The organism is Erwinia magellanica (assembly GCF_039023495.1).
Classification (GTDB): Bacteria; Pseudomonadota; Gammaproteobacteria; order Enterobacterales; family Enterobacteriaceae; genus Erwinia.
On record NZ_JBCHVC010000003.1, the window covers coordinates 302,438 to 325,760 of the forward strand.

At 51.1% G+C, this 23,323-nt stretch carries 23 protein-coding genes; 9 read left to right on the forward strand and 14 right to left on the reverse strand.

Annotated features, from left to right (window positions below; all coding sequences use genetic code 11):
- Window positions 1-28: 28 nt before the first annotated feature.
- Genes AAH450_RS13115 through fliF form a run of 6 tightly spaced genes read right to left on the reverse strand, consistent with a single transcriptional unit; the run spans window position 29 to window position 6,475 of the window.
- The gene (locus AAH450_RS13115; protein WP_342910621.1) at window positions 29-1,303 is read right to left on the reverse strand and encodes a flagellar hook-length control protein FliK; all 1,275 of its coding nucleotides are present in this window, start codon (window positions 1,301-1,303) and stop codon (window positions 29-31) included.
- Entirely contained in the window at window positions 1,300-1,749 is a 450-nt protein-coding gene (gene fliJ, locus AAH450_RS13120; RefSeq protein ID WP_342910622.1) for a flagellar export protein FliJ, read from the reverse strand. The genes AAH450_RS13115 and fliJ overlap by 4 nt, the downstream gene beginning before the upstream one ends.
- 20 nt (window positions 1,750-1,769) lie before the next feature.
- Window positions 1,770-3,131 (reverse strand): flagellar protein export ATPase FliI, encoded by a 1,362-nt coding sequence (gene fliI, locus AAH450_RS13125; RefSeq protein ID WP_342910623.1) that lies wholly within the window; start codon window positions 3,129-3,131, stop codon window positions 1,770-1,772.
- On the reverse strand, window positions 3,128-3,847 hold the full coding sequence (locus AAH450_RS13130; RefSeq protein ID WP_342910624.1) for a flagellar assembly protein FliH: 720 nt from the start codon (window positions 3,845-3,847) through the stop codon (window positions 3,128-3,130). Before AAH450_RS13130 ends, fliI begins: the two co-directional genes overlap by 4 nt.
- Window positions 3,834-4,820 (reverse strand): flagellar motor switch protein FliG, encoded by a 987-nt coding sequence (fliG, locus tag AAH450_RS13135; protein WP_342910625.1) that lies wholly within the window; start codon window positions 4,818-4,820, stop codon window positions 3,834-3,836. The genes AAH450_RS13130 and fliG overlap by 14 nt, the downstream gene beginning before the upstream one ends.
- A complete protein-coding gene (gene fliF, locus AAH450_RS13140; protein WP_342910626.1) occupies window positions 4,820-6,475 on the reverse strand; it encodes a flagellar basal-body MS-ring/collar protein FliF in 1,656 nt (551 codons plus the stop codon). The genes fliG and fliF overlap by 1 nt, the downstream gene beginning before the upstream one ends.
- Before the next feature lie 280 nt (window positions 6,476-6,755).
- Here fliF and fliE point away from each other — a divergent pair, with 280 nt between their 5' ends.
- The 8 genes from fliE to AAH450_RS13180 all read left to right on the forward strand — a co-directional run bounded on the left by fliE (window position 6,756) and on the right by AAH450_RS13180 (window position 14,064).
- Complete coding sequence (gene fliE / locus AAH450_RS13145; RefSeq protein WP_342910627.1) at window positions 6,756-7,088, forward strand: flagellar hook-basal body complex protein FliE; 333 nt, start codon at window positions 6,756-6,758, stop codon at window positions 7,086-7,088.
- A gap of 200 nt (window positions 7,089-7,288) precedes the next feature.
- On the forward strand, window positions 7,289-8,152 hold the full coding sequence (locus tag AAH450_RS13150; RefSeq protein WP_463322727.1) for a CheR family methyltransferase: 864 nt from the start codon (window positions 7,289-7,291) through the stop codon (window positions 8,150-8,152).
- Entirely contained in the window at window positions 8,149-9,195 is a 1,047-nt protein-coding gene (locus AAH450_RS13155; RefSeq protein ID WP_342910628.1) for a protein-glutamate methylesterase/protein-glutamine glutaminase, read from the forward strand. The genes AAH450_RS13150 and AAH450_RS13155 overlap by 4 nt, the downstream gene beginning before the upstream one ends.
- Window positions 9,196-9,283: 88 nt before the next feature.
- The gene (gene cheY / locus AAH450_RS13160; RefSeq protein WP_342910629.1) at window positions 9,284-9,673 is read left to right on the forward strand and encodes a chemotaxis response regulator CheY; all 390 of its coding nucleotides are present in this window, start codon (window positions 9,284-9,286) and stop codon (window positions 9,671-9,673) included.
- A gap of 3 nt (window positions 9,674-9,676) precedes the next feature.
- A complete protein-coding gene (gene cheZ / locus AAH450_RS13165; protein WP_342910630.1) occupies window positions 9,677-10,318 on the forward strand; it encodes a protein phosphatase CheZ in 642 nt (213 codons plus the stop codon).
- A gap of 106 nt (window positions 10,319-10,424) precedes the next feature.
- A complete protein-coding gene (gene flhB, locus AAH450_RS13170; RefSeq protein ID WP_342910631.1) occupies window positions 10,425-11,570 on the forward strand; it encodes a flagellar biosynthesis protein FlhB in 1,146 nt (381 codons plus the stop codon).
- Window positions 11,570-13,666 carry a flagellar biosynthesis protein FlhA gene (gene flhA, locus AAH450_RS13175; RefSeq protein ID WP_342910829.1) on the forward strand — a complete coding sequence of 699 codons (2,097 nt, stop codon included), beginning with the start codon at window positions 11,570-11,572 and terminating at the stop codon, window positions 13,664-13,666. The genes flhB and flhA overlap by 1 nt, the downstream gene beginning before the upstream one ends.
- Window positions 13,667-13,674: 8 nt before the next feature.
- On the forward strand, window positions 13,675-14,064 hold the full coding sequence (locus AAH450_RS13180) for a flagellar protein FlhE (protein ID WP_342910632.1): 390 nt from the start codon (window positions 13,675-13,677) through the stop codon (window positions 14,062-14,064).
- A 43-nt stretch (window positions 14,065-14,107) separates the two neighbouring features.
- On the opposite strand, the gene fliT is transcribed toward AAH450_RS13180, so the two are convergent.
- Genes fliT through fliD form a run of 3 tightly spaced genes read right to left on the reverse strand, consistent with a single transcriptional unit; the run spans window position 14,108 to window position 16,347 of the window.
- On the reverse strand, window positions 14,108-14,434 hold the full coding sequence (fliT, locus tag AAH450_RS13185) for a flagellar protein FliT (RefSeq protein WP_342910633.1): 327 nt from the start codon (window positions 14,432-14,434) through the stop codon (window positions 14,108-14,110).
- 2 nt (window positions 14,435-14,436) lie between these two features.
- Window positions 14,437-14,835: a flagellar export chaperone FliS gene (gene fliS / locus AAH450_RS13190; protein ID WP_342910634.1), complete on the reverse strand. Its 399-nt coding sequence runs from the start codon at window positions 14,833-14,835 to the stop codon at window positions 14,437-14,439.
- Window positions 14,836-14,895: 60 nt separating this feature from the next.
- The gene (gene fliD, locus AAH450_RS13195) at window positions 14,896-16,347 is read right to left on the reverse strand and encodes a flagellar filament capping protein FliD (protein ID WP_342910635.1); all 1,452 of its coding nucleotides are present in this window, start codon (window positions 16,345-16,347) and stop codon (window positions 14,896-14,898) included.
- Window positions 16,348-16,794: 447 nt separating this feature from the next.
- Here fliD and AAH450_RS13200 point away from each other — a divergent pair, with 447 nt between their 5' ends.
- On the forward strand, window positions 16,795-17,616 hold the full coding sequence (locus tag AAH450_RS13200) for a flagellin N-terminal helical domain-containing protein (protein WP_342910636.1): 822 nt from the start codon (window positions 16,795-16,797) through the stop codon (window positions 17,614-17,616).
- 679 nt (window positions 17,617-18,295) lie between these two features.
- Here the strand turns inward: AAH450_RS13200 and cheW are convergent.
- From cheW to flhD, 5 genes are all read right to left on the reverse strand, one after another.
- A complete protein-coding gene (cheW, locus tag AAH450_RS13205; protein ID WP_342910637.1) occupies window positions 18,296-18,805 on the reverse strand; it encodes a chemotaxis protein CheW in 510 nt (169 codons plus the stop codon).
- Between the two features lie 21 nt (window positions 18,806-18,826).
- The gene (gene cheA / locus AAH450_RS13210; RefSeq protein ID WP_342910638.1) at window positions 18,827-20,860 is read right to left on the reverse strand and encodes a chemotaxis protein CheA; all 2,034 of its coding nucleotides are present in this window, start codon (window positions 20,858-20,860) and stop codon (window positions 18,827-18,829) included.
- A complete protein-coding gene (motB, locus tag AAH450_RS13215) occupies window positions 20,847-21,833 on the reverse strand; it encodes a flagellar motor protein MotB (RefSeq protein WP_342910639.1) in 987 nt (328 codons plus the stop codon). The genes cheA and motB overlap by 14 nt, the downstream gene beginning before the upstream one ends.
- On the reverse strand, window positions 21,830-22,720 hold the full coding sequence (gene motA / locus AAH450_RS13220) for a flagellar motor stator protein MotA (protein WP_342910640.1): 891 nt from the start codon (window positions 22,718-22,720) through the stop codon (window positions 21,830-21,832). Before motA ends, motB begins: the two co-directional genes overlap by 4 nt.
- Window positions 22,721-22,968: 248 nt before the next feature.
- Complete coding sequence (gene flhD / locus AAH450_RS13225) at window positions 22,969-23,313, reverse strand: flagellar transcriptional regulator FlhD (protein WP_342910641.1); 345 nt, start codon at window positions 23,311-23,313, stop codon at window positions 22,969-22,971.
- Window positions 23,314-23,323 lie beyond the last annotated feature (10 nt).

Consider the following 23,323-nt stretch of genomic DNA (forward strand, 5'->3'; position numbering starts at 1 on the left):
GTCAATAATTCCCCCTATAACAAGGGCATTATGCAAATGTATTAATGCCATTGTTATAACTCACTGTTCTCACTGCTGTTTCAATCCGCTCCTCCGGGTTCTGGTTACTCCTGACCTGTTGCGCTTGCGCGAAACTCTGCCGCCCGGACTGTTCTGACTGGCCAGAATCTTTCCAGCCAGAAGAGGAATCGGCGCCTACGCTGCTCTGACCCAGCTCAATGCCTGACTCCGCCAGTGAAGTGCGCAGATGGGGAACCGCCGCCTCAATCGCGGCGCGAACCTGATGACTGGGCGAAACAAAGTGCATTTGCGCCTGTTCATTTTTGAGTTGCAGGGTGATCTGAATCGAACCCAGTTCTTCCGGATGCAGCCGTAATTCAGCGTGTTGAATGCCATCACGCGTGAAGCAGGCAATCTGTTGCCCCAGAGATTGCTGCCAGGCTGGTGTACCCATTTGCTGGGTAAGCAGGCCACTGGTGGCTGGCGGCTCAGTCACCGTGGCGCTGGCGGGCTGGCTCACTACAGCGGGCGACAGTGCCGGATCAGGCAGCGAATTCACTCGATCTGCCGGGTGAGAAAGTTCAGCACCTTTCACTGGCATCATGTTAATCCCCGATGGCAATGCGCTACTACCCTGGCCCACCGCCGCAGTAACCGCGCTGAGTTGGGTAATCGCTGCGGTGCCAGTCTGCGGATCCTGCTGGCTGACAGCTGGTTTTAGCCCGGTAGCAGGCGCGGAACGCAAGGCAGAGGCAATAGCCTCGTGCTCGTGCTCGTGCTCGTGCTCTGTAGTTGTCTCCGCCGTGACCGGCAGCAATGACACATCAGCCACCGCCAGGCTATTTTCGTCGGAGGCCGTTGCCTCCATGGTCAGGGGTTCAGCCTTAGCACTCAGCGGTGCTGCATCGGGATGAGTAAGCAACGTCAGTGGCTGAAGGTTGCCAGCAAGTAAGTCACTGCCCGGCAGTGCATCCTCCTGTGGCAACAGCTTCTCTTTTTTAGCGGCTTCCCCTGTCGGCAGGCTAGCGTGAAACGGATTCAGGAAAACCAGCAGTGACAGGTTCGCGATATCTTCCGCTGTCGGGCTACCGGTTTCATCGGTCACTTCAGAAGAGGCGCTGTCAGCCGGGTTGGGGGAGCCTGCCCTGGCCGCCCCTTGTGCCGGAAGCGGTGATTTTGCGGCTGATTCGGCGGTTTTCTCATCAAGGAGTTGGGCAAATGCCTGGGCATCGGCTGGCGAGTCATCCTGCGTCAGGGTATTGCCAGCCACTGGCTTTGTAGCCGCTATTTTGGCAACTATCATACGAATTTCTTCCTTAATAAGGTTTGACTGGCGAACTCATCCATTAATTTTTGTTCCAGACGATTTTCTTTTTGCCGGGCAGCAGCATCAGCGCGACTTTTAAGCGTTGTGAAGGCATTAAGCCGCTGGTGGTCATGTTTCCATGCTGAAAGCGCATGATTGACCGCATTTTCACAGGCCGTTACGTGGGTGCTGTATTGTTTGACCACCTGATTTAACGAGTCGATAAACGCCTGATAACTCAGGATATGTGAAATCAGTAATCCTTTATCCCTGGTGCGGGCGGTAAACTGGTGCTGATACTCATGCTGATAACTCTTCAGTTGATGCAGCTGGGCGCATGCCTTCTCATAGCTCTGGCGGGTTTTACCCAACTGCTGGGTAGTCTCATCCAACTGCTCTTGTGCTTTTTCACGCAGCATTTCCATGGGCGAACGAGTTGCCATTATCTCTACTCACTTTGTTATCAGGTCGAAGGAAACAGCGCGTTTAGCTGTTCAAGGGCGGTTTCATATTCGCTGCATTCATAGATCCCCTGCTGCAAATACCCTTCCATGTTTGGGTAGAGCGCGATAGCTTCATCCAGCCGCGGATCGCTGCCCGATGCATACGCGCCTACACTGATCAGATCGCGGTTGTGCTGGTAAGCGGAAAGAAGCTGTTTAAAACGCTGGGTTTTCTTATAATGCGCGGCGCTAATCAACTCTGTCATTGCCCGGCTGATAGAGGCTTCAATATCGATAGCAGGATAATGACCCGACTCCGCAAGCTGGCGTGACAACACAATATGTCCATCAAGAATGGCACGCGCCGAATCAGCCACCGGATCCTGCTGATCGTCACCTTCGGTCAGTACGGTATAGAAGGCGGTCACAGAGCCACCATTTTTGATGCCATTACCGGCACGCTCCACCAACGCGGGTAGCTTTGCAAACACTGAAGGGGGATAACCTTTAGTCGCGGGCGGTTCGCCAATCGCTAACGCGATCTCTCGTTGCGCCATCGCGTAGCGCGTCAGTGAATCCATAATGAGCAAGACATCTTTGCCACGATCGCGAAAATCTTCAGCGATCCGGGTGGCGTAAACGGCCCCCTGCATTCTTAATATTGGCGAAACATCGGCGGGCGCGGCAATCACTACCGAACGGCTCCGCCCCTCTTCGCCGAGGATATTCTCGATAAAATCTTTTACTTCGCGGCCGCGCTCACCAATCAGCCCGACCACAATCACATCAGCTTTGGTATAGCGCGCCATCATTCCCAGCAGTACACTTTTCCCGACGCCGGAACCGGCGAACAGCCCCATTCGCTGGCCTCGCCCAACGGTCAGTAAACCATTAATGGCCCGAACACCGACATCAAGCACCTGTTTGATCGGGTCACGCAGCAACGGATTGACTGTTGCGGTAAACAGCGAACCCGCACTTTTTCGGCTCAAAGCAGGTAAGCCATCGAGCGGTCGGCCGCTGGCATCCAGCACCCGACCAAGTAATTCAGGGCCAAGCGGTAACTGTTTACCGCTGGTCGTGGCGTCTGACTGGACACACACGCGAGCGCCCGGCAATACGCCATCTACATTTTCCAGCGGCATGATAAAAAGCACCCGGTCATTGAAACCGACCACTTCCCCTTCGACAAACTCTGCGCCATCGGTGCGTTTTCGTTCTATCATGCAGAGCGTGCCTATCGGAAGCTTTAACCCAACCACCTCCATGACCAGGCCAGTGGCGCGAACCAGCTTGCCATACTGCTGGTAAGGCGGCAGCGTCATGATTTGTTGCTCGCTCCGGACAATGGCATCGAGCCAGTTTTTAAGGCGCATGCTCATGAGTAATAATCTTCCTTACTCAGATTGCACAGCCTTTGCCATTGGGTTGACAGCGTTGCGTCCAGCTCGCCCTCTTCCGATGTGATGCGGCAACCGCCCGGCACCATGCTCTCATCTGCACGTAATGCCCAGTTATGGCCAGCCAGAATCTCCCCTAACTGCTGCTGCACCAGCGGCAAATCCTCTTCACTCACCCATAGAACGACATGGTTGATAAACTGAATGTTCTCCTGAAGCAGATGCTCAATCTTTTGCAGTAAAAGTGAGGTATCACACACAATATGCTTACCGAACATGGTACGAACGGCATTCAGAGAAAGCTGAACTAAGCGGGCAGGGATCACGCTATCGAGGCTATCCAGTGCGGCCTGGAATTCGTTGATCAGCATTGAAAACCGGCTGACCAGCTGCTGTTGCTGAGCAATGCCGTCGGCAAGACCCTGCGCCAGTCCCGCTTTTTCACCCTGTCTGAATCCCTCCTGGTAACCCATGGCCTGTCCCTGCTCCATGCCTCTCTGCTCACCTGCCGCATAGCCTTGTTGCTCAGCTCGCTGACGTAGCTGGGCAAGCTCTGCCTGAAACTGCTGATCCGTGGCCGGATCGCCAGCGGGTGTGGTTTGCTGAATGTCATGACTGACAGGGGGATCACTCTCCAGCAGACTTTCCGGCTGCCAGAGCTGCCAGCTATCTGGCGATTCACGATCAGACGTAGACATCTTCACCTCCGCCCAGCACGATCTCTCCACTTTCTGCTAAGCGACGGACAATCAACAGGATATTTTTCTGCTCAGCCTCAACCTGCGACATACGTACCGGGCCGCGTGAATTGAGATCTTCCATCAGGATGGCGGCTAAACGCTTCGACATATTGCGGAAGAAGGCGTCGCGTAACGGCTGATCCGCCCCTTTCAGCGCAATGATCAATGTCTCATTTTCGACTTCCTGCAACAGACGCTGAATGCTGCGATCGTCGAGTTCCACCAGATTTTCAAACAGGAACATCTCATCAATAATTTTCTGCGCCAGCTCCTGGTCAAATTCGCGTACCGCATCGATCACCGCCTCTTCCTGATGTGATTTCATCAAGTTAAGTATTTCAGCCGCCGGTCTTACCCCACCCATTTTGCTGCGCTTCAAATTCTGTCCGGTTAACAGATTATTCAACACCTCAGTGAGTTCCTGCAAAGCAGCGGGCTGAACGCCGCCAAATGTCGCAATACGCAGCATGATGTCGTTACGTTCACGATCGTCAAATTTAGCCAGTACATCCGCCGCCTGGGCACGTTTTAAATGCACCAGAATAGTGGCGATAACCTGCGGATGTTCCTCACGAATCACGTCAAAGACAGTCTGAGGTTCCATGAAGTTAAGCGTTTCAAGACCGTTAACGTGGGAATGAGTATCCAGCAGATCCTCCAGCAAACTGGAGGCGCGTTCCTCGCCCAGCGCTTTCACCAATACGTTGCGCAGATAATCGTTGGTATTGAAGTTCAGCGCAGCGAAGTCAGAGACATCGCGTTCGAACTCTTTCATCACCACCGCCAGGTTATCGTGCGTAATGCCTTCAATATTGAACATGGCGCTACTGATCTGCGTCACTTCATGTGAATTAAGATGTTTGAAGACTTCCGCTGCGCACTCATCGCCCAGCGTTAACATCACCATGGCACACTTCTCGGCTGCGTTCATTACGGCTTTTGCTCCCTAATCAACCACTTGCGAATTACCGCAGCCAGAACATGTGGTTCCTGCTCGGCGAGATGTCGCAAATGCTGGGTAGTAATTTCAGTATCCACGCGCTGTTTGACTTTATTTTTCTCAATGCTCTCTTTGCGGCTTATTTCTGCATCCAGCTCAGCCTGACGCGCCTGTTTTTCCATTTCGAGCCGTTGGAGCGCCAGTTGCTGATGTTTGATCCAGAAAGGCTGCACCGCTTTACTCCACAGCAACCAGGCGATCAGCAGCAGCAGCAGATAGCGTCCAGCTTGCAACGATACGCTGATAACTTCCGGCTGTTTCCAGAGGGGCACCGCGACATCTTCGTCAGGCTGGGTGAACGGTGAATTCACCACACTCAGGGTATCGCCACGCTGCGCCGAGAAGCCTATCGCCTCTTTAACCAGCTGATTTATCTGGTCGATCTGCTCTTTTGCCAGTGCAACCGGCTTGCCATTTTTATCGGGGAGATAGTTGATGACGACCGCAGCAGAAAGTCGTTCAATCTCACCGGGGTTACGCCGGATATGCGTCAGGGTATGATCAAGCTCGTAATTGACGGTTTCATCGTTATGACTGTTGTAAGGAACACGTCTGGCATCGGCTCTGTTGCCCTTCGCGCCCGCGGTAACCGGCGTATCAATTGGCGCGGAAGTAGGCACCGGCGGCTGATTGCTCAGCGCACCAGGCACGCCGCCGACCGCCTCTTTACCCCCCTGCTCACTGCCGCTACTCTGGCGGCTGCGGATAGACTGCTTATCCGGCGAACTGTTGGGCTGATACTGTTCCGCCGTCTGCTCATGGGTGGTGAAATCGATTTTGGCCGTAACCTGCGCCCGAACGTTATTACTACCGACAATCGGCGTCAGAATGGCCTGGATACGCCTCTGAAAATCGCTTTCTACTTTGCTGATGTAGTTAAGCTGGGACGTCTGAGTAGCCCGATCGCCGCTTTGGGTCAACAGGTGACCATTTTGATCCACAATAGTGACATCATCAGCGGACATCCCGGTGACCGCACTGGAGACCAGATGACTAATAGCGCTGATCTGACCCGCATCCAGTACACGTCCACCCAGTAGGTTAAGCGTTACCGATGCCGAAGCGGGTTTCTGTTCCTGAATAAACAGCGACGCTTTTGGTAATGCCAGATGAACGCGTGAGCTTTTTACCGGCCCCAGCGTATCAATGGTGCGGGAAAGCTCCCCTTCCAGCGCGCGCTGGTAGTTAATCTGTTCGCTGAACTGGCTGATACCGAACTTTTCCTGGTCCAGTAGTTCAAACCCAACCGACCCGCCTTTGGGTAAACCCTGCTGCGCCAGTTTTAGCCGTACAGAGTAAACCTGATCTTCTGGCACCATAATCGCAGCGCGCCGCTCATCAAAACGGTAAGGCACGTTCATTTGTGTCAGCTGCGCGACCACCGCGCCGCCATCCTGATCATCAATATTGCTATACAGCACGCGATAGTCTGGCGTTTTAGCCCAGAAAAAAAGAATAATGACTAATGAGATCGCCGCGGCAGCAATAATAATAAAAATGATTCTCGGGTTTGAACGAAACCGCTCAAACGCTGCCAACAGGTTCATGCTATTTTTGTTGTTATTACCGCTAGTTGTGGCATTCATGCCATTTTCCTGTAAAAAATATAATGACACAATGTAAACGCGATATGACTCATTACCGCATTATTCATTGGTAAGCACTCATGCCGTTACAGCATTTCAAATGGCCAAATCAGGCCGCGTATTATGCGCAAGTTTACCGCCACCTTAATCGGTAATAAGCGAAAACTTCTGTCAGCTATTCATATTATATTTTTTACACATTGCCAGTTATCATGCTGCTATTGAACTGGCAACCAGATAACGCCGGATAAAAAGATCAAGAGAGTGAAGGATTCAAGCGATGTCTATTCAGTCAATGGCTGGCATTATCGATCAAATTCATTTTCAGGCCCGCGAACTGTCGGGCCTGAGTCAACCTGATCGTGCAGAAGGGACGACAGCGGCCAGTCATACGCCGTTTTCCGATCTGCTTATTAACAGTATTAACAGCATGAATCAGGCGCAAAACATGGCTAAAGATCAATCTCAGGCGTTTATGAAAGGCTCATCCGATATCGGATTGAATGATGTTATGGTCTCGTTGCAGAAATCATCGCTCACACTCAACCTGGGTATTCAGGTACGCAATAAACTCGTTAGCGCCTATCAGGAAATAATGGGCATGTCATTATAATAACAGCGTGATGGAAGCTAATTCCCGTCAGCAAGTGCTTTCTCTTGCAGCCGGCAAGAATTCCTCGCCACCGGCACACTTTGCCGTCTTATCTGGCTTTTCCAGAAATTTAAGCGTGCATATTTTTCATGTTTTTCCGTCAGCTGAAACTCTGACGGTTGGATATTTCGCCTGACTGATCGACTTAGAGGCTAACAGCCATGCCTGACACAATGAATAAAAGTAAAGTCGTTCTTGCTGACCGCTATGCGCAATGCAACCTTCCGGATCCAGAGTTAGATAAAATTATTAATCTGATATATCAGCGAGCGGGCATCGTTATCACCCGCCAGCGTCGTGATATGGTCTGTAACCGGCTGGCACCGCGTTTACGTGCCCTGGGAGTAGAGAGTTTTCACACCTATTTAAAGCTGCTGGAATCAACGCCTAATCACGATGAATGGCAATTATTTATTAACGCATTAACCACTAATCTGACCTCTTTTTTTCGCGAAGCGTATCACTTTCCGATCCTGGCGGAGCATGCACGTAGCAGAAGTGGTGGTTATACCGTCTGGAGTACAGCGGCTTCAACCGGTGAAGAGCCTTACTCTATCGCCATGACGCTGGACGAGGTTCTGGGTAGCAATCTTACCGGCCCACGCATTCTGGCTACCGATATTGACACCAGTGTATTAAGCAAAGCTAAAACCGGCACCTATCGGCTCAATGATATTAATAACCTGACGCAGGAACAGAAGAAAAAATACTTTTTGCGCAAAGTCACCGCCGGTGAGCAGCAGGTCAAAGTCAGAGATTCTTTGCAAAAAGATGTGCATTTTCAGCAATTAAACCTGATTGCCCAAAACTGGGATATTCCCGCGCCTTTTGACGCTATTTTTTGCCGTAATGTCATGATCTATTTCGATAAAGCAAATCAGAAGCGGTTGTTAAACCGTTTTGCGAAGCTGTTAAAGCCGGGCGGCCTGCTGTTTGTTGGTCATTCAGAGCATTTCAACAATATGGATAGCCCTTTCCGTTTGCAGGGGCAGTCGGTCTATTATCTGGCTAAGGATAAGGTATGAGCAAAATAAAGGTACTTTGTGTTGATGACTCAGCTTTGATCCGTACCATCATGACCAATATCGTTAATCAGCAACCTGATATGGAGATGGTGGCGACAGCGCTGGATCCGATTATCGCCCGCGATTTGATTAAACAGCATAATCCGGATGTGCTAACGCTGGATGTTGAAATGCCGCGCATGGATGGACTCGATTTTCTCGAACGCCTGATGCGGCTGAGACCGATGCCGGTCATCATGATCTCCTCCCTCACAAGCAAAGGCTCCGATATTACCCTGAGCGCGCTGGAATTAGGTGCCGTCGACTTTGTCACTAAACCGCAAATGGGATTGCACGAAGGGATGTTGCAGTACGCGGAATTGATTGCGGAAAAAATTCGTGCCGCCGCTAAAGCGCATATCCGTCGTGGCCTGACTCCTGCACAACGCCCCAGCATCATTAAAACGCCGCTGGTTGGCAGCGAAAAGATTATTGCCATTGGCGCCTCAACCGGCGGCACCGAGGCGATTCGCCAGGTTCTGATGCCCATGCCCGCCTCGTGTCCCGGTATTGTGATTGCTCAACATATGCCGCCGGGGATTACCCGTTCCTTTGCTGAACGGCTTGATAAAATATGCCAGGTCTCGGTGAAAGAAGGAGAAGATGGCGAACGTGTGCTCCCCGGCCACGCCTATATCGCGCCCGGTGGCCGTCATATGGAATTGTACCGCAGCGGTGCTAACTACCATATCCGCTTAAATGACTTACCGCCGGTTAATCGCCACCGCCCTTCGGTGGATATGCTTTTTCAATCGGTCGCGAAAGCGGCAGGCAAAAACGCCGTCGGAGCGATACTGACCGGCATGGGCCATGACGGAGCAAAAGGACTGCTTGAGTTACATCAGACCGGCGCCAAAACCCTGGCGCAGAGTGAACAGACCTGCGTTATTTATGGTATGCCCCGTGAAGCCGTCGCCCTGAATGCGGTGAGTGAAATCGTTGATCTCGATCGGATAGCACAAACCATTCTGAAAAATATTATCGGACAAGCACGCCGAATTTAGGCACGGCATATCGCTATTATGCCGAGTTGCCTGGTGTCATTCACTACTAAGCCCCAAATAAAGGCGAAATTAACAGGACCGTTCTACTATGGCTGATAAAAACTTACGTTTTCTCGTCGTTGATGATTTTGCCACCATGCGCCGTATTGTGCGTAATTTACTTAAAGACCTCGGCTTTAATAATGTCGAAGAAGCAGAAGATGGTCAGGATGCCCTGAATAAAATGCAGCAAACGGCTTTTGACTTTGTCATCAGTGACTGGAATATGCCCAATATTGACGGACTGCAACTGCTGACGCAAATCCGTAATACACCTGCCTGGAGCACCATGCCAGTATTAATGGTCACGGCAGAAGCCAAGAAAGAGAACATTATTGCTGCGGCACAGGCGGGTGCTAACGGCTATGTTGTTAAACCTTTTACTGCGGCCATTCTGGAAGAAAAGCTAAATAAAATTTTCGAAAAAATTGGGTGGTAAGTAGTGGATAGTCAAGCTAATAAGCCAGCGTCGGATAATTTTAAATCGATTTTTTCGCGCATCGGCCATTTAACCCGTGAGTTGCGTGACGGTATGTCCAGCCTTGGTCTGGATCGGGCGATCATAGACGCAGCCGAGGCGATTCCGGATACCCGCGAACGCCTTAATTATATTGTGAATAAAACCTCACAGGCGGCCGATCGGGCATTAACCTGCGTCGAAGTGGCACGCCCATTACAGGATCGGTTAAACAGCCAGGCAAAAGCGCTGACCGGCCGCTGGGATGCGTGGTTTGATGAACCGGTGGAGCTGCCGGTAGCCCGTGACCTGGTAAGTGATACCCGGCTTTTTCTGGCTGATGTTCCGATGCTGGTCGAGCAAACCAATGCGCAGTTGATGGAAATCATGATGGCGCAGGATTTTCAGGATCTGACGGGTCAGGTGATCCAGCGCATGATGCAGCTTATTGAAAATATTGAAAATGAGTTAATTCAGGTACTGATTGAAAACATGTCTGGCATGGTTCTGCCCACCGCCACTGCACCGGAAAGCCTGAAAAATGGCCCGCAGATTGATCACTCGCAAACTGGCGTGGTCGCCACTCAGGATCAGGTGGATGATCTGCTCGCTGAACTGGGCTTTTAAATTGCAGCCCGTGGTCAACAGGGCCGGTAAAGCCGCCTGTTTTTTCCTGACAGCCTGGCGTCTGTCAGCTACTGAGCATTGCGAGTCCGGCAAGCCAGGTTGAGTCATGTCTGAAGAAAGTGATGTAGAAAAAACTGAAGAACCCACCCCCCAGCGACGCCAGAAAGCGCGTGAAGAGGGGCAGATTCCTCGTTCAAAAGAGCTGACATCCTTAATGATGTTACTGGCTGGCTGGTCACTGATTTTTGTCAGTGGTGAAAGAACGGCTGACCAGCTGGCGCAGTTGCTGCATAACGGTCTGATATTTGATCGTCTGCTGCTGAGCGATATCAACAGCATGCTGCATAAAACCAGTGGATTATTATCACTGATGTTAACTGCACTATTGCCGCTGCTGCTGGGGCTATTTTTTGTGGCTATCGCCTCATCAATGTTAATTGGCGGTCTGCATTTCAGCAAAAAGTCGCTGAAGGTTGATTTTGCACGTCTTTCGCCAGGTTCGGGTTTAAAACGCCTGTTTTCTTTTCAGGTTATTTCTGAACTGGCCAAATGCTTAATGAAAAGCGTGTTAGTCGGCAGCGCTTTTATTCTGTTTTTTATAAAGAATAAAAGTCATTTTATTCAGCTGGCCGATGAATCGCTGGCTGATTCACTCAGAGATTCTCACCGTCTGATCTCTTACTGTTTAATTATGGTGATTTGCGCGCTTATTCCCATGATGGGCTATGACGTTTTTTATCAGTTAATGAGTTACATAAAAAAACTGCGTATGACCCGCCAGGAGATCCGTGATGAATTTAAACAGAGCGAAGGGGACCCGCATGTAAAAAACCGCATCAGGCAACTGCGCCGCGCGATGGCACAGAACCGGATGATGGAAGATGTTCCCCAGGCAGATGTCATTGTGAATAACCCAACCCACTACTCCGTCGCGATCAGCTGGAAAGAGGGAAAAATGGCGGCTCCGGTGGTGCTGGCGAAAGGCGCAGGCGACATCGCCCTCCGTATCCGTGAACAAGGTCAGCAGCACAAAATCCCGATGCTGGAAGCGGCCCCACTCGCGCGCGCGCTTTATCGCCACTGTGATATTGGCGAACCGATCCCGGCGGAGCTTTATAGCGTGGTCGCTGAGATCCTGGCCTGGGTTTATAACCTGCGTCGCTGGCGAAAAACTGGCGGCAGTATGCCAAAAAAACCTGTCAATCTTTCGGTGCCTGTGGCGCTGGATTTTGCCCATGAGAGTCATGAATGATGGCAAATTTAAGCACTAAATTACGCTTACCCAATTTTAAAGAGACACAGTGGCAAATATTGGCCGGGCCGATATTGATCATGATGATCCTGGCCATGATGGTTCTGCCGCTGCCCGCCTTTTTGCTCGACATGCTATTTACCTTCAATATTGTGCTGTCACTGATGATATTGCTGGTCGCGATGTTTACCCAGAAAACGCTGGAATTTTCTTCATTTCCGATTGTGCTGCTGTTCGCCACCCTGCTCAGGCTGGCGCTGAATATCGCCTCTACCCGCATCATTCTGATGGAAGGCCATACCGGTGCAGGCGCAGCGGGCCACGTGGTTGAAGCCTTTGGTCACTTCCTGGTTGGTGGTAATTTCGCTATCGGTATCGTGGTGTTTGCCATTCTGATCATTATTAACTTTATGGTCATCACTAAAGGGGCTGGGCGTATCGCCGAAGTGGGCGCTCGCTTTGTTCTTGACGGGATGCCCGGTAAGCAGATGGCGATTGATGCCGATCTCAACGCGGGACTGATTGGAGAGGAAGAGGCGAAGCGCCGCCGTACCGAAGTGACTCAGGAGTCTGACTTCTACGGCTCAATGGATGGCGCCAGTAAATTTGTACGCGGCGACGCCATGGCCGGATTGATGATCATGGCGATCAATATCATCGGCGGCCTGATTATCGGTATCGTGCAACATGATCTTTCCTTCACGGAGGCGGCCCAGACTTATACGCTGCTGACCATTGGTGATGGCCTGGTTGCCCAGATCCCGGCATTGATTATCTCCACCGCGGCCGGCGTGATTGTGACCCGTGTCTCCAATGAAACCGATGTCGGCGAACAGATGGTCAGCCAGTTATTCAACAGCCCACGGGTGATGATACTGGCGGCGGGCGTTATCGGTCTTCTGGGGATGATTCCGGGCATGCCCAATACCGTCTTCTTACTCTTTACTGCGGCCCTGCTGGCCCTGGCCTGGTGGCTGCGTGGCCAGCAGCTGAAACAGCCCGGCGGAGTGAGCGGCACGGCGGGCAAGCTCCAGAGCAGCGTCAATGAGGCGACTCAGGCACCAGAGGCTTCATGGTCAGATGTGGAAATGGAAGATGTGCTGGGGCTGGAAGTTGGCTACCGGCTGATCGCCATGGTTGATGATGCGCAGGATGGTCAGCTATTGATACGAATCCGTGGGATTCGTAAAAAATTCGCACAAAAAATGGGGTTTCTGCCACCCGCCATCCATATCTGCGACAATCTGGATCTCAAACCCACCGCTTATCGCATCCTGCTGAAAGGGGTGGAAATTGGCAGCGGCGAAGTGAAGCCCGAACGTTTAATGGCTATCGATCCCGGCTGTGCAGAGGGTGAACTTGAAGGCATCGCCGGACTTGATCCCACCTTTAAATTGCCGGCAGTCTGGATTGATGAAGTCCTGCGCGAACATGCCCAGATCATGGGCTACACGGTGGTTGATCCCGCTTCGGTGATTGCGACTCATCTGAATCATCTGATTGAGATGCACACCGATGAACTCTTCAGCCGTCAGGAGACGCAGCTGCTGCTGGAGCGTATCGGCCGCGATATGCCCAAACTGGTTGAGGATTTTATTCCCGGCATTTTATCGCTTTCACTGTTTCATAAAGTGTTGCAGAACCTGCTGGCGGAACATATCTCGATTCGTGATATGCGCACCATTATCGATACTCTGGCCGAACATGCCGATACCCAGCATGACGCCGATGAGCTGACTTCTCAGGTGCGTATCCGGCTGGGACGGGCAATTACCCATCAATGTTTTGGCAATCAAACTGATATTCAGGTAATTGGGCTGGATCCCAACCTTGAGGGGCTGCTCATTCAGGCGAAACAGAATGGCAGTCCGTTGGAACCGGGCATTGCAGAGAAGATGATCGAGCAAACCGGCCAGGCTATCAGCCAGCAAAATGCCATGGGCGTCGCGCCGGTGCTGTTAGTTAATCAGTCACTGAGGTTAATGCTGTCGCGCTTTCTGCGACGGGTTTATCCACAGCTGGTGGTGTTATCTAACCTTGAAATCAGTAGCAACCGCACGGTTCACATCTCGAACACCATTGGCGGTTCACAATGAAGCTGCGGGTGTTAATACTGGGACTGGCGGCGCTGAGCGCCGCGGCGAGCGGCAGAAGTGGCAGCTGGAGCGGCAGCAGTATCGGCGGTCGGGTGAGTGTCGGTCAGCAGACGCTGGTCAGCCGCCCCATCAGCCCCGCCGCTCCCTTGCCTGCCACGGCGACCATCAGCACCCTGACATGGCGGATTACCCTGCTCAATTCCCCGCCGCCCGGCTTGCAGATTAAACTCTGCGGCCAGGTCTGCTTTCCGCTACAGAGCTTATCCGGCACGATGCACCTCAGCACGCCGCACACGGCTAATGACGTTTTTCATTTTATCTATTCAGTCAATAGCCGTGGGCCACTGATGCCGGCTCTTCAGGTGGTGAGTAATCAGTTAAACGTGAACTACCAGTAGTAAATCTGAGGATGAGACCAGTGCGGCGCTACTGCGTCGCGCTTTAATCAAAGCGGCGCGGGGTTTGCGCTGCATAATCCCGACATCCCGCTCTGCCCTGCTGTAGCCTGACCATGTTTTGTTCCAGCAGATGCACCCTGGCCCGTAACCGCCCGACGATCTCCGCCTGTTGTACCTGGATCGCCTGAAGCTGTTCGGCTAACGCCTGTTTTTCTTCCGGAATCAGGGCCTGTTGATAAGCGCTCATCATCTGCTGCACTGCCGCCAGATAAGGTGGCGAGCTGGCAGCAACCTCTTCCCACTGCTCTTCTCTCAGCAGCTCAAGCAACCTGTGGCTCATCTTATCAAGGGTGATATGCGCGTCAGTCATGCTCAATTTTCCTGGATCATCGGTACGATTTCTTGCCAGACGGCGGCTATTTCGGTAATTAATTTGTCAGCCTCCAGCAGTTTAGTCACATCACTGCGGGTATTAGCCTGTAACAGCAGGCGTGAAATATATTCATAGAGCCGTTCCAGATCCGCGGCGATCTCTTTGCCCTTTTCATGATCAAGTGAGGCACGCAACCCATTATCGATAATGTTCATCGCTTTGCCGATCATTTCACAACGTTTCGCCACAATGCCTTTATCAAAATAGATTTTTGCCCGCAGCATCGCATTATGCGCGGCCTCAAACAGTATCGCGATCAGCTGGTGTGGCGTCGCGCCCGCCACCCGTGTTTCAAGAGAGACCTGGTTATAAAGCTGAGAACTTTGCATTTTATACATCGTAATATCCTGAAAATAAAACAGGGACGCAGCCCTGTTTAATATAGGCGTCAGTCGGGATCACAACTTGCTGAACATGCTGGTCAGCGTATTGCTCAGATTGTTCATCTGGTTAAACAGTGAATCGGCATTGGCATACTGACTTCTTAATAACTCAACCTTAGAGTCGATCAACGTCTGGGTTTTGGTTATCTGCTCACTGACATTCTTCAGCTGGGTATTAAGGTCATCGGTGGCGGATTTGATAATTCCCTGGGTCTTGGTATCGGTATCACCAAGGTATTTGGTGACAATTGATCCCAGAGTTGTGGCAAGGCCGGCACTGGTACCACTGCCCTGAAACATTTTGCTGATATCGCCCGGATTATCGGCGATGGCCTTATCCAGCTTGCTCTCATCAAGGCTCATCTGGCCGCTCTGGGAATCGATAGTGATGCCCAACTGGGAGAGTGAGCTGCTGCCATAGCTGCCATTGGCTGCGCTACGGAGATCACTGACCAGACCGCGCAGCGTCGAGTCACCCATCAAGGCGCCGCTTTTTCCACCACTGCTGGTATCGCCATCTTTACTGGGTGCAACATATTTACTGTTGGTCGTTGTTTCCGATATCAGCGCATTATATTGCTTAACAAAATCCTGAAGCGTGGTTTTGATTGCGCTGGTATCGACCGTCAGGGTTAACTGCTCAGGATCGCTATCGGTTTTTGATTTGGCATTCAGATTAAGGGTAACGCCGGTAATGATATCGCTGATGTTGTTGCTGGAGCGGGTGTAGTCGATACCATCAACGCTGAGTTTAGCGTCCTGAGCCACAGAGACGACGGTCATTTTATCCCCGTCGCTCCCGGCTTCACCGGGTACTTTTCCGCCATTGCTGGTGTTAAGGATATTGCCGAGACTGTCATCCCCCATAACGCTAATCGACATTTCTCCGTCGGTACCGGTTTTTTTAGAGCTAAGCATCAGCTGGTATTGGCCGCTACCATCACGCTGAACCGAGGCGGATACGCTACCGCCCTGATCGGCATTTTGCTTGTTAATGGCGCTGGCAATTTGGTTCAGTGACGTCTCATCGTCCTTCAAATCTACCGTCAGCTTTTTACCATCCCCCTGAGAGATGGTAATGGTACGGGTGCCGCCGTTTGTAGAGGTACCCAGCTGCTTATCGGCGCTGTCAAAAGCATCCGTTTTCAGTTTGTGCGCAGCAGCCAGTTGTACAACTGTCACCGCATGGGTATCGGCGATAGCGCTGTCTGTCGCGGTCGCGGTAAATGCGGTGTTAGTGCTTACTTTCATGGTGTTAAAGGCTTCACCATTGAGTTTTTTAACGGAGCTTTGCAGATTGGTCATTAAGCTGCTGATGGTGCCCCAGGCGGAGACTTTGTTTTTACAGCTGGTCTGTAAGGTGGTGTAGGGGTTAAGACGCAGCTGTTCATTCGCCGCCATGCCATTTAACAGATCGGTATAATCCCAGCCGCCGACACCCGCACTGGCTGTTGATGATATAGCCATGTTAATCTCCTGTGAACATTAAGAATACCTTCGTTTTCCTTTACTCTTTAAAATATCGGCTCCAGCCAGAAAAAATAAAGGCAGAAGTTAAAATTTGACCTCGATAAAAAACAGTCACGGTACTGCCAGCCTGTTTCCTTTATTTTTAAAATTCCTGCATCGCCTTCGATAAAATCAAGCGAAAGAAATAACTTCATTTCTGTGCGCATTTCCGTCAGTGGGAATATTTGCCACAGAGTGACAACAGGAAATCGGCCTGCCCCGGACTTTACAGGCATATAAAAGAAACGTAATACTTCTGCCTGACAACTGCGCTTAATTACTGGCCTCAATACAGTCGTGGTAAAAAAAATTTCAGATAATCGCATTAAGGCCGATATTTAATATTATGCGAAGTGAACACGCATAACCAAATTTAATAACCCAACACTAGCGAAGGAAAATAACATGGCACAGGTCATTAACACCAACACCCTGAGTTTAATCGCGCAGAACAACCTGAATAAATCTCAGTCAACCCTGGGCACAGCAATCCAGCGCCTCTCTTCTGGCCTGCGTATTAACAGCGCAAAAGATGACGCCGCCGGTCAGGCGATCAGTAACCGTTTCAGTGCCAAAATCAATGGTCTGACTCAGGCTGCCCGTAACGCTAACGACGGCACATCAATCGCCCAGACCACTGAGGGTGCGTTAAACGAAGTCAACGACAACCTGCAAAAAATCCGTACCCTGACCGTTCAGGCAAACAACGGCACCAACTCTGCTTCAGATAAAAAATCCATTCAGGATGAGATTAAAGAGCGTCTGTCTGAAATCGACCGTATCTCTGAACAGACCGAGTTCAACGGCGTAAAAGTGCTGGCTACCGATCAATCACTGAGCATTCAGGTAGGTGCTGACGATGGCCAGTCGATCCAGATCAATCTGATGCAAATGGATTCTGCGACGCTGAAAATGGATAAATATGATGTGACAAAGGTCACGGGTGATGGTGCCGATGCATTGCTGGCTACGGTTGACGCCGCGCTGGATACGGTTAGCTCATTGCGTTCAGGCCTGGGTGCAGTACAGAACCGATTCGATTCAGTGGTAAACAACCTGAACAGTACAATCGTTAACCTGACAGCGTCTCAGTCACGTATTCAGGATGCGGATATGGCAACTGAAGTGTCGAATATGTCTAAAGGCAATATCCTGCAATCAGCCGGTACGGCAGTTCTGGCGCAGGCTAACCAGACGCCACAAAACATTCTGACTCTGCTGCGTTAATCTCCTGACCGCCCCGGCCTGCCGGACGTTTTACGGTAGTCTGGTGAGTCAGTAGCAAATAGTGTGGAAGGCCCGATACAGGTATCAACCTGCATCGGGCTTTTTTATTACATGTTACTGATTCACGGCTGCTATTTATTCTCTTTTATTCTCTTTACCGCGTTGCCCTCTGGTGCTGTTGCCGCTGACCAGCAAACCCTTTGCTTCAGCGCTGAGTGACCACACCGTGACGCTATTCTCTGCCGCAGCTAACTGCGCGTTGCCGCTTAGTCTCCCCACCTCGCTCTTCCCGCTGCTGTTACTGTACGGCGGACACTTTCATCACAGCCACGAGTGCGCCAGGCCCGGTCGGTTAAAGCTGTGCTGTTCAGGCTACCCCTGGTTCGCCCTGCCGTGAGCAAGCGAAACGGCGGATCATGTGAGGTCTTTATGGCTTCAGATTAGCGGACAGGAGCAATAGCGGATGTCGTCAGAAGGAACCGGCCAGGCAGGAAGCGAGAATGAACGGAGATAAAAACGTCCCACACCGACAAGGCAGGGTCTTGATGGGGTCTGGCGGAGAAGAGCATTAGAGGGAACAGTCAGAAGAAATCTGATTGGGAGGAGAGTGTGAACAAAGAGAAAAGTATGCCAGGCCGACACGGAACGCTTGTCATAGCCTGGCGATAAAACCGGGAGATTATTCGCAGGACGCGAGGGTACTATTTTTTTCGACCAGCTCCATCTCTTCACTGTTTAACAGCTTTTCAATATTGACCAGAATCAACATCCTGTCGTCAACCGACCCCAGCCCCTCAAGATATTCGGTGGAAAGCGTGACGGAAAAATCAGGTGCCGGACGAATTTGCTCAGCAGTTAATGACAACACATCAGAGACACCATCGACAATAATTCCAACCACCCGGTTGCCAAAATTAAGTACTATCACCACAGTGTGCTCATTAAATTCGGCGGAGCTTAAGCGGAATTTAACACGCAGGTCGACTATCGGGACAATGACGCCGCGCAAATTGGTTACACCCGCAATAAAATCGGGTGAGTTAGCAATTCGGGTCACTCGTTCACAACTACGGATCTCCTGAACTTTCAGAATATCAATGCCATATTCTTCATCTCCCAACCTGAAGACCAGATATTCATGGCCAGCAATATCGCCAGCATCTTTATTTTCCGAGCCAGATAAATTCATTTTTTCACCTTAAAAAGCACGCTATAAACCAGCTTTGGCTGCCTGTCGCTTTTCTTTTGCCAACATCGCTAATACCGCAACATCCAGTATCAGTGCCACGCTGCCATCGCCAAGAATGGTCGCCGCTGACACACCGGGAACTTTGCGGTAATTCAGCTCCAGATTCTTCACCACCACCTGATGCTGGCCAATCAGTTGATCCACCAGCAAGGCGTACCGACAGCCCGCACTCTGCACAATCACCGCTATGCCCTGATTGTTCTCGTCAGCCTGACCCGGCAGGTTGAAAACCTGTCGAAGTTCAACCAGTGGCAGATACTCTTCACGTACCTGTAGCATCAGTTCATCACCGGCCATGCGATAGAGCGCTTTCTCCGAAGGCAGTCGTGACTCCATCACCGTGCCAAGCGGCAGAACATAAATTTCGTCACCGACCCGTACCGACATTCCATCAAGAATAGCCAGCGTCAGAGGCAGGATAATGCGGATGGTTGAGCCTTTATTCTGTTCAGAATAAATTTCAACATGGCCACCCATCGCCTGAATGTTACGTTTCACTACGTCCATGCCCACACCCCGGCCTGAGACGTCAGTCACTTTCTCGGCGGTGGAGAAGCCCGGTGCGAAGATCAACATCCAGATCTCTTCATCACTGGCATTATCAGCCACTATCAAGCCTTGTGACTGCGCACGGGCGAGGATCTTCTCGCGGTTCAACCCGGCGCCATCGTCAATCACTTCAATAACGATATTGCCACCATGATGCTCAGCAGAGAGGATCAGATTTCCTTTTTCCGGCTTGCCTTTAGCCAGCCGGGTTTCTACCGGCTCAATGCCATGATCGAGACTGTTTCGTACCAGATGGGTCAGTGGATCGATAATTTTTTCAATCAGCCCTTTATCCAGTTCCGCCGAGCCGCCACGCAGGGTCAGCTCAACTTTCTTATTCAGTTTGGACGCCAGATCATGCACCAGTCTTGGAAAGCGGCTGAAAACATACTCCATCGGCATCATCCGAATCGACATCACCGACTCCTGCAAATCGCGCGCGTTGCGTTCCAGCTGGGCGATGCTGTTGACCAGCGCGTCATGCTGAGAGGGATCGAGCCGCGATGAGAGCTGCGTCAGCATCGACTGGGTAATGATCAATTCGCCCACCAGATTGATAATCTGGTCAACCTTATCAACCACGACCCGGATACTGCCGCTTTCACTGGCCGGCGATTTGGCCGGCGCTTTGGGCCTGGCCGCTGTTGATACAGCCGCCCCATCCGGCTGCGCAGCGACGACTGGCGGGGCCACGGCCACTTCGGCGGCAGCGGTATGTTGGGTTGCAACCGGTTCAGCACTGTTGGCAGGGGTAATGACTATCTGATGCGGCTCCAGAACAAAGCAGAGCACGGCGGTGATATCGTTGATGCTGGTGTTGGTATCAAGAATGATATCAAGCTTGTCGCCATCGTGCTGTTGGCTGATAATCGTCCCGAGGTTAGCCAGCTCATCGGTTAACGGCTGTTTATCCAGCTCGTTAATGCCTAACAGCCTGACGGAGAGGATTGTGCCCGTTGCCGGGTTGGGTTGCGGTGTGGAAGCTGGTTGAACGGGAGTCGATTCTGGCTGAGCCGTAGCGGGAGGCTCCGACACTGCTTCAGCAGAGTGCGTTCCGGATTTGTTTTCTAAAGCAATCTGCCGTAATGCTTCACAGATATAACGGAAACTTTCATCATCCGGCTGCTGCGAAGATTTATAGGCATCCAATTGTTCCTGCATAATATCTTTACTCTCAAGAAACAAATTAATAATTTCACTGGTCAGCTTTAGTTCGCCGCATCGGGCCTCATCGAGTAAATTTTCCAGTATATGGGTTGTTTCTTGTAATACCGTAAAGCCAAACGTCCCTGCGCCCCCTTTAATTGAGTGGGCGGCACGAAATATGGCATTCAATAAATCCTTATCGGGTGAAAGGAAGTCAAGGGCCAGCAGATGTTTTTCCATATCTGCCAGTAACTCATCAGCCTCATCGAAAAAGGTCTGATAAAAATCACTTATGTCCATCGTTTTCCCTCTGCTGCTCTATTTTTGCTGAAGAGTTAACTGGCTGCCCAGAGAGATGCGCGTCGGAAGATGTCACTTTTATTTCCGAGGTTAATTTTTCCGTTTCTGGGGATGCAGTGAGTTTATTTAAAAGCGACTGTTCTTTGAGAATTTCTTTCTCTTTTTCTTTACTGTGAACCAATATCGTTATACGTCGATTGAGGGGGTTATCTCGTCCGCTGTTATCCAGGCTGACGCTATCGGACATACCGATAATCCGCAGAAATTTATCAGCAGAAATTCCGCCGTTAATTAATGCCCGCCGTGAAGCATTGGCGCGGTCGGCCGATAGCTCCCAGTTACCGTAAGCGGCATCGCCACCGGCGTAGGGCAAAGAATCGGTGTGCCCGGAGATCGTAATGCGATTGGGCAATTCATTCAGCGCAGGTGCCAGCGCCTCAAGAATGGCGCGCATGTAAGGCTCGGGTTCCCGGCTGCCAACCTTAAACATCGGGCGATCCTGACTGTCAGTGATCTGTACCAGCAGACCATTTTCGGTAAGGGAGAGCCGGAGATTAGACTGGAAATTACTCAGCCTCGGATCCTTTTTAATCAGGCTGCGCAGCTTTTCACGCAACGCCTCCAGATTCTGATCCGCTCTGTTTTTCTTTTTATCCAGCTTATCCAGCGTTTGCTTAAGCACTTCACCATCCTGCTTAATCACATTATCGCCGCCGCCGGGGATCACGCTATCACTCAGGCTCGATTTGTTGCCATGCGCCAGCGCGACCCGTAACGGCATTTTAAAATATTCCGCTATCTGCTCACGGGTTTCGGGGGTCGAGGAGGAGAGCAACCACATCACCAGAAAGAAGGCCATCATCGCCGTCATAAAGTCGGCATAAGCAATTTTCCACGAGCCGCCATGACCGCCGCCATGCCTGGCCTTACGCTTTCGTTTAACCACCACCACAGCATGATTTTTCTTATTCATGCAGGTTCTTCCGCCGCCGGGCTTTGCGGTGCCGCTTTCACCTCACGAATGTGCTCTTCAAGTTCATAGAAGCTCGGGCGCACCGTGGAGTAGAGCGTTTTACGGCCAAATTCAACCGCGATTTGCGGCGCTGATTCATTAATGGCCGCCAGCAATACAGCCTTGATACAGAGCAGGGCTTTGGTTTTTTCGGCACTTTTCTGGCGCAGCAATGCCGCCAGTGGACTGACAAACCCGTAAGCCAGCAGGATACCGAGAAAGGTTCCGACCATTGCATGTGCAATTAACTCGCCCAACTCGGCGGCGGGACGGTCAGCTGATGCCAGCGCATGCACCACGCCCATCACCGCGGCGACAATACCAAAGGCCGGGAAGCCATCGCCCAGTGCCCCTAAACTGTCGGCTGGCATCTCCGCTTCATGTTCAGCGGTTTCAATCTCTTCATCCATCAGCGCTTCAATTTCAAACGCATTGGTGCTACCGCTGATCATCAGCCGCAGATAGTCGAGTAAGAAATTCATCAGTAACGAATCAGCCAGTAAACGGGGATAATTAGTGAAGATGGCGCTGTTTTGTGGATCTTCGATCTCCGCCTCCAGCGACATCATCCCTTTCTGACGACCACTTGCCAGCAGCAGATAAAGTAATGTCAGCAGATCGACATAGAGCGCTTTGGTATAACTCGACCCTTTAAAAAGCAGTGGAATCGATTTAAGCGTGGCTTTTATCGCCTTGGCGCTATTACCGACGATAAATGCGCCGATGCCTGCCCCGCCGATAATTAATAATTCCGTTGGTTGAAACAGCGCGCCTGTTTCGCCACCCGACAGTACAAAGCCGCCGATGACTGCGGAAAAAACCACAATATAGCCCAGAACAACCAGCACAATAACCTCTTCATAATGAATAAACCTTTCGTCTCCCGGAAGAGATTCCGACAGATAAAAAGCTGGATACCTTAATAGCAATGAACTACCCGGTGAGCCAATAAGTGTTTCCCTGGCTGAACAGCATTATTTAATAGTCAACTCAGCATCTGCTACTGTTAACCCGTCATACGAGTTAATCCGTACAGCAGTTTCTGTCAGCATTAACTATGCTGACAACCTTGCTTATCGAATCAGAGACTGACTCTTTATTGTTTGTTGTTTAGGCCATGCAACAAATCGGTCGATAAAATAATACCGGCATGAATGCTTTGCAGTGCTTCAAGGCGCGAGTTTTTAGTGATGCCTTTCAGTACGGCTTCGCTTTCAATCCGTAGTTGACAGATCACTCTGTCCACCGAGGCCAGACGCAATAACTCCGGCAACGGCAGATTGTTTAACAGGTTAAGCAGCTCGTCATCAATGCCTAAATAAAAGCCCGCCGTATACGCGTCCTGCCTGATAAGATGCTGAGCCAGCAGCAAGTAAGAGAGATTGAAGGCATAGATCTTTTGCAGCTGATCATCGTAATTGTATATACCTGCTTTCATCATATTTATGGCT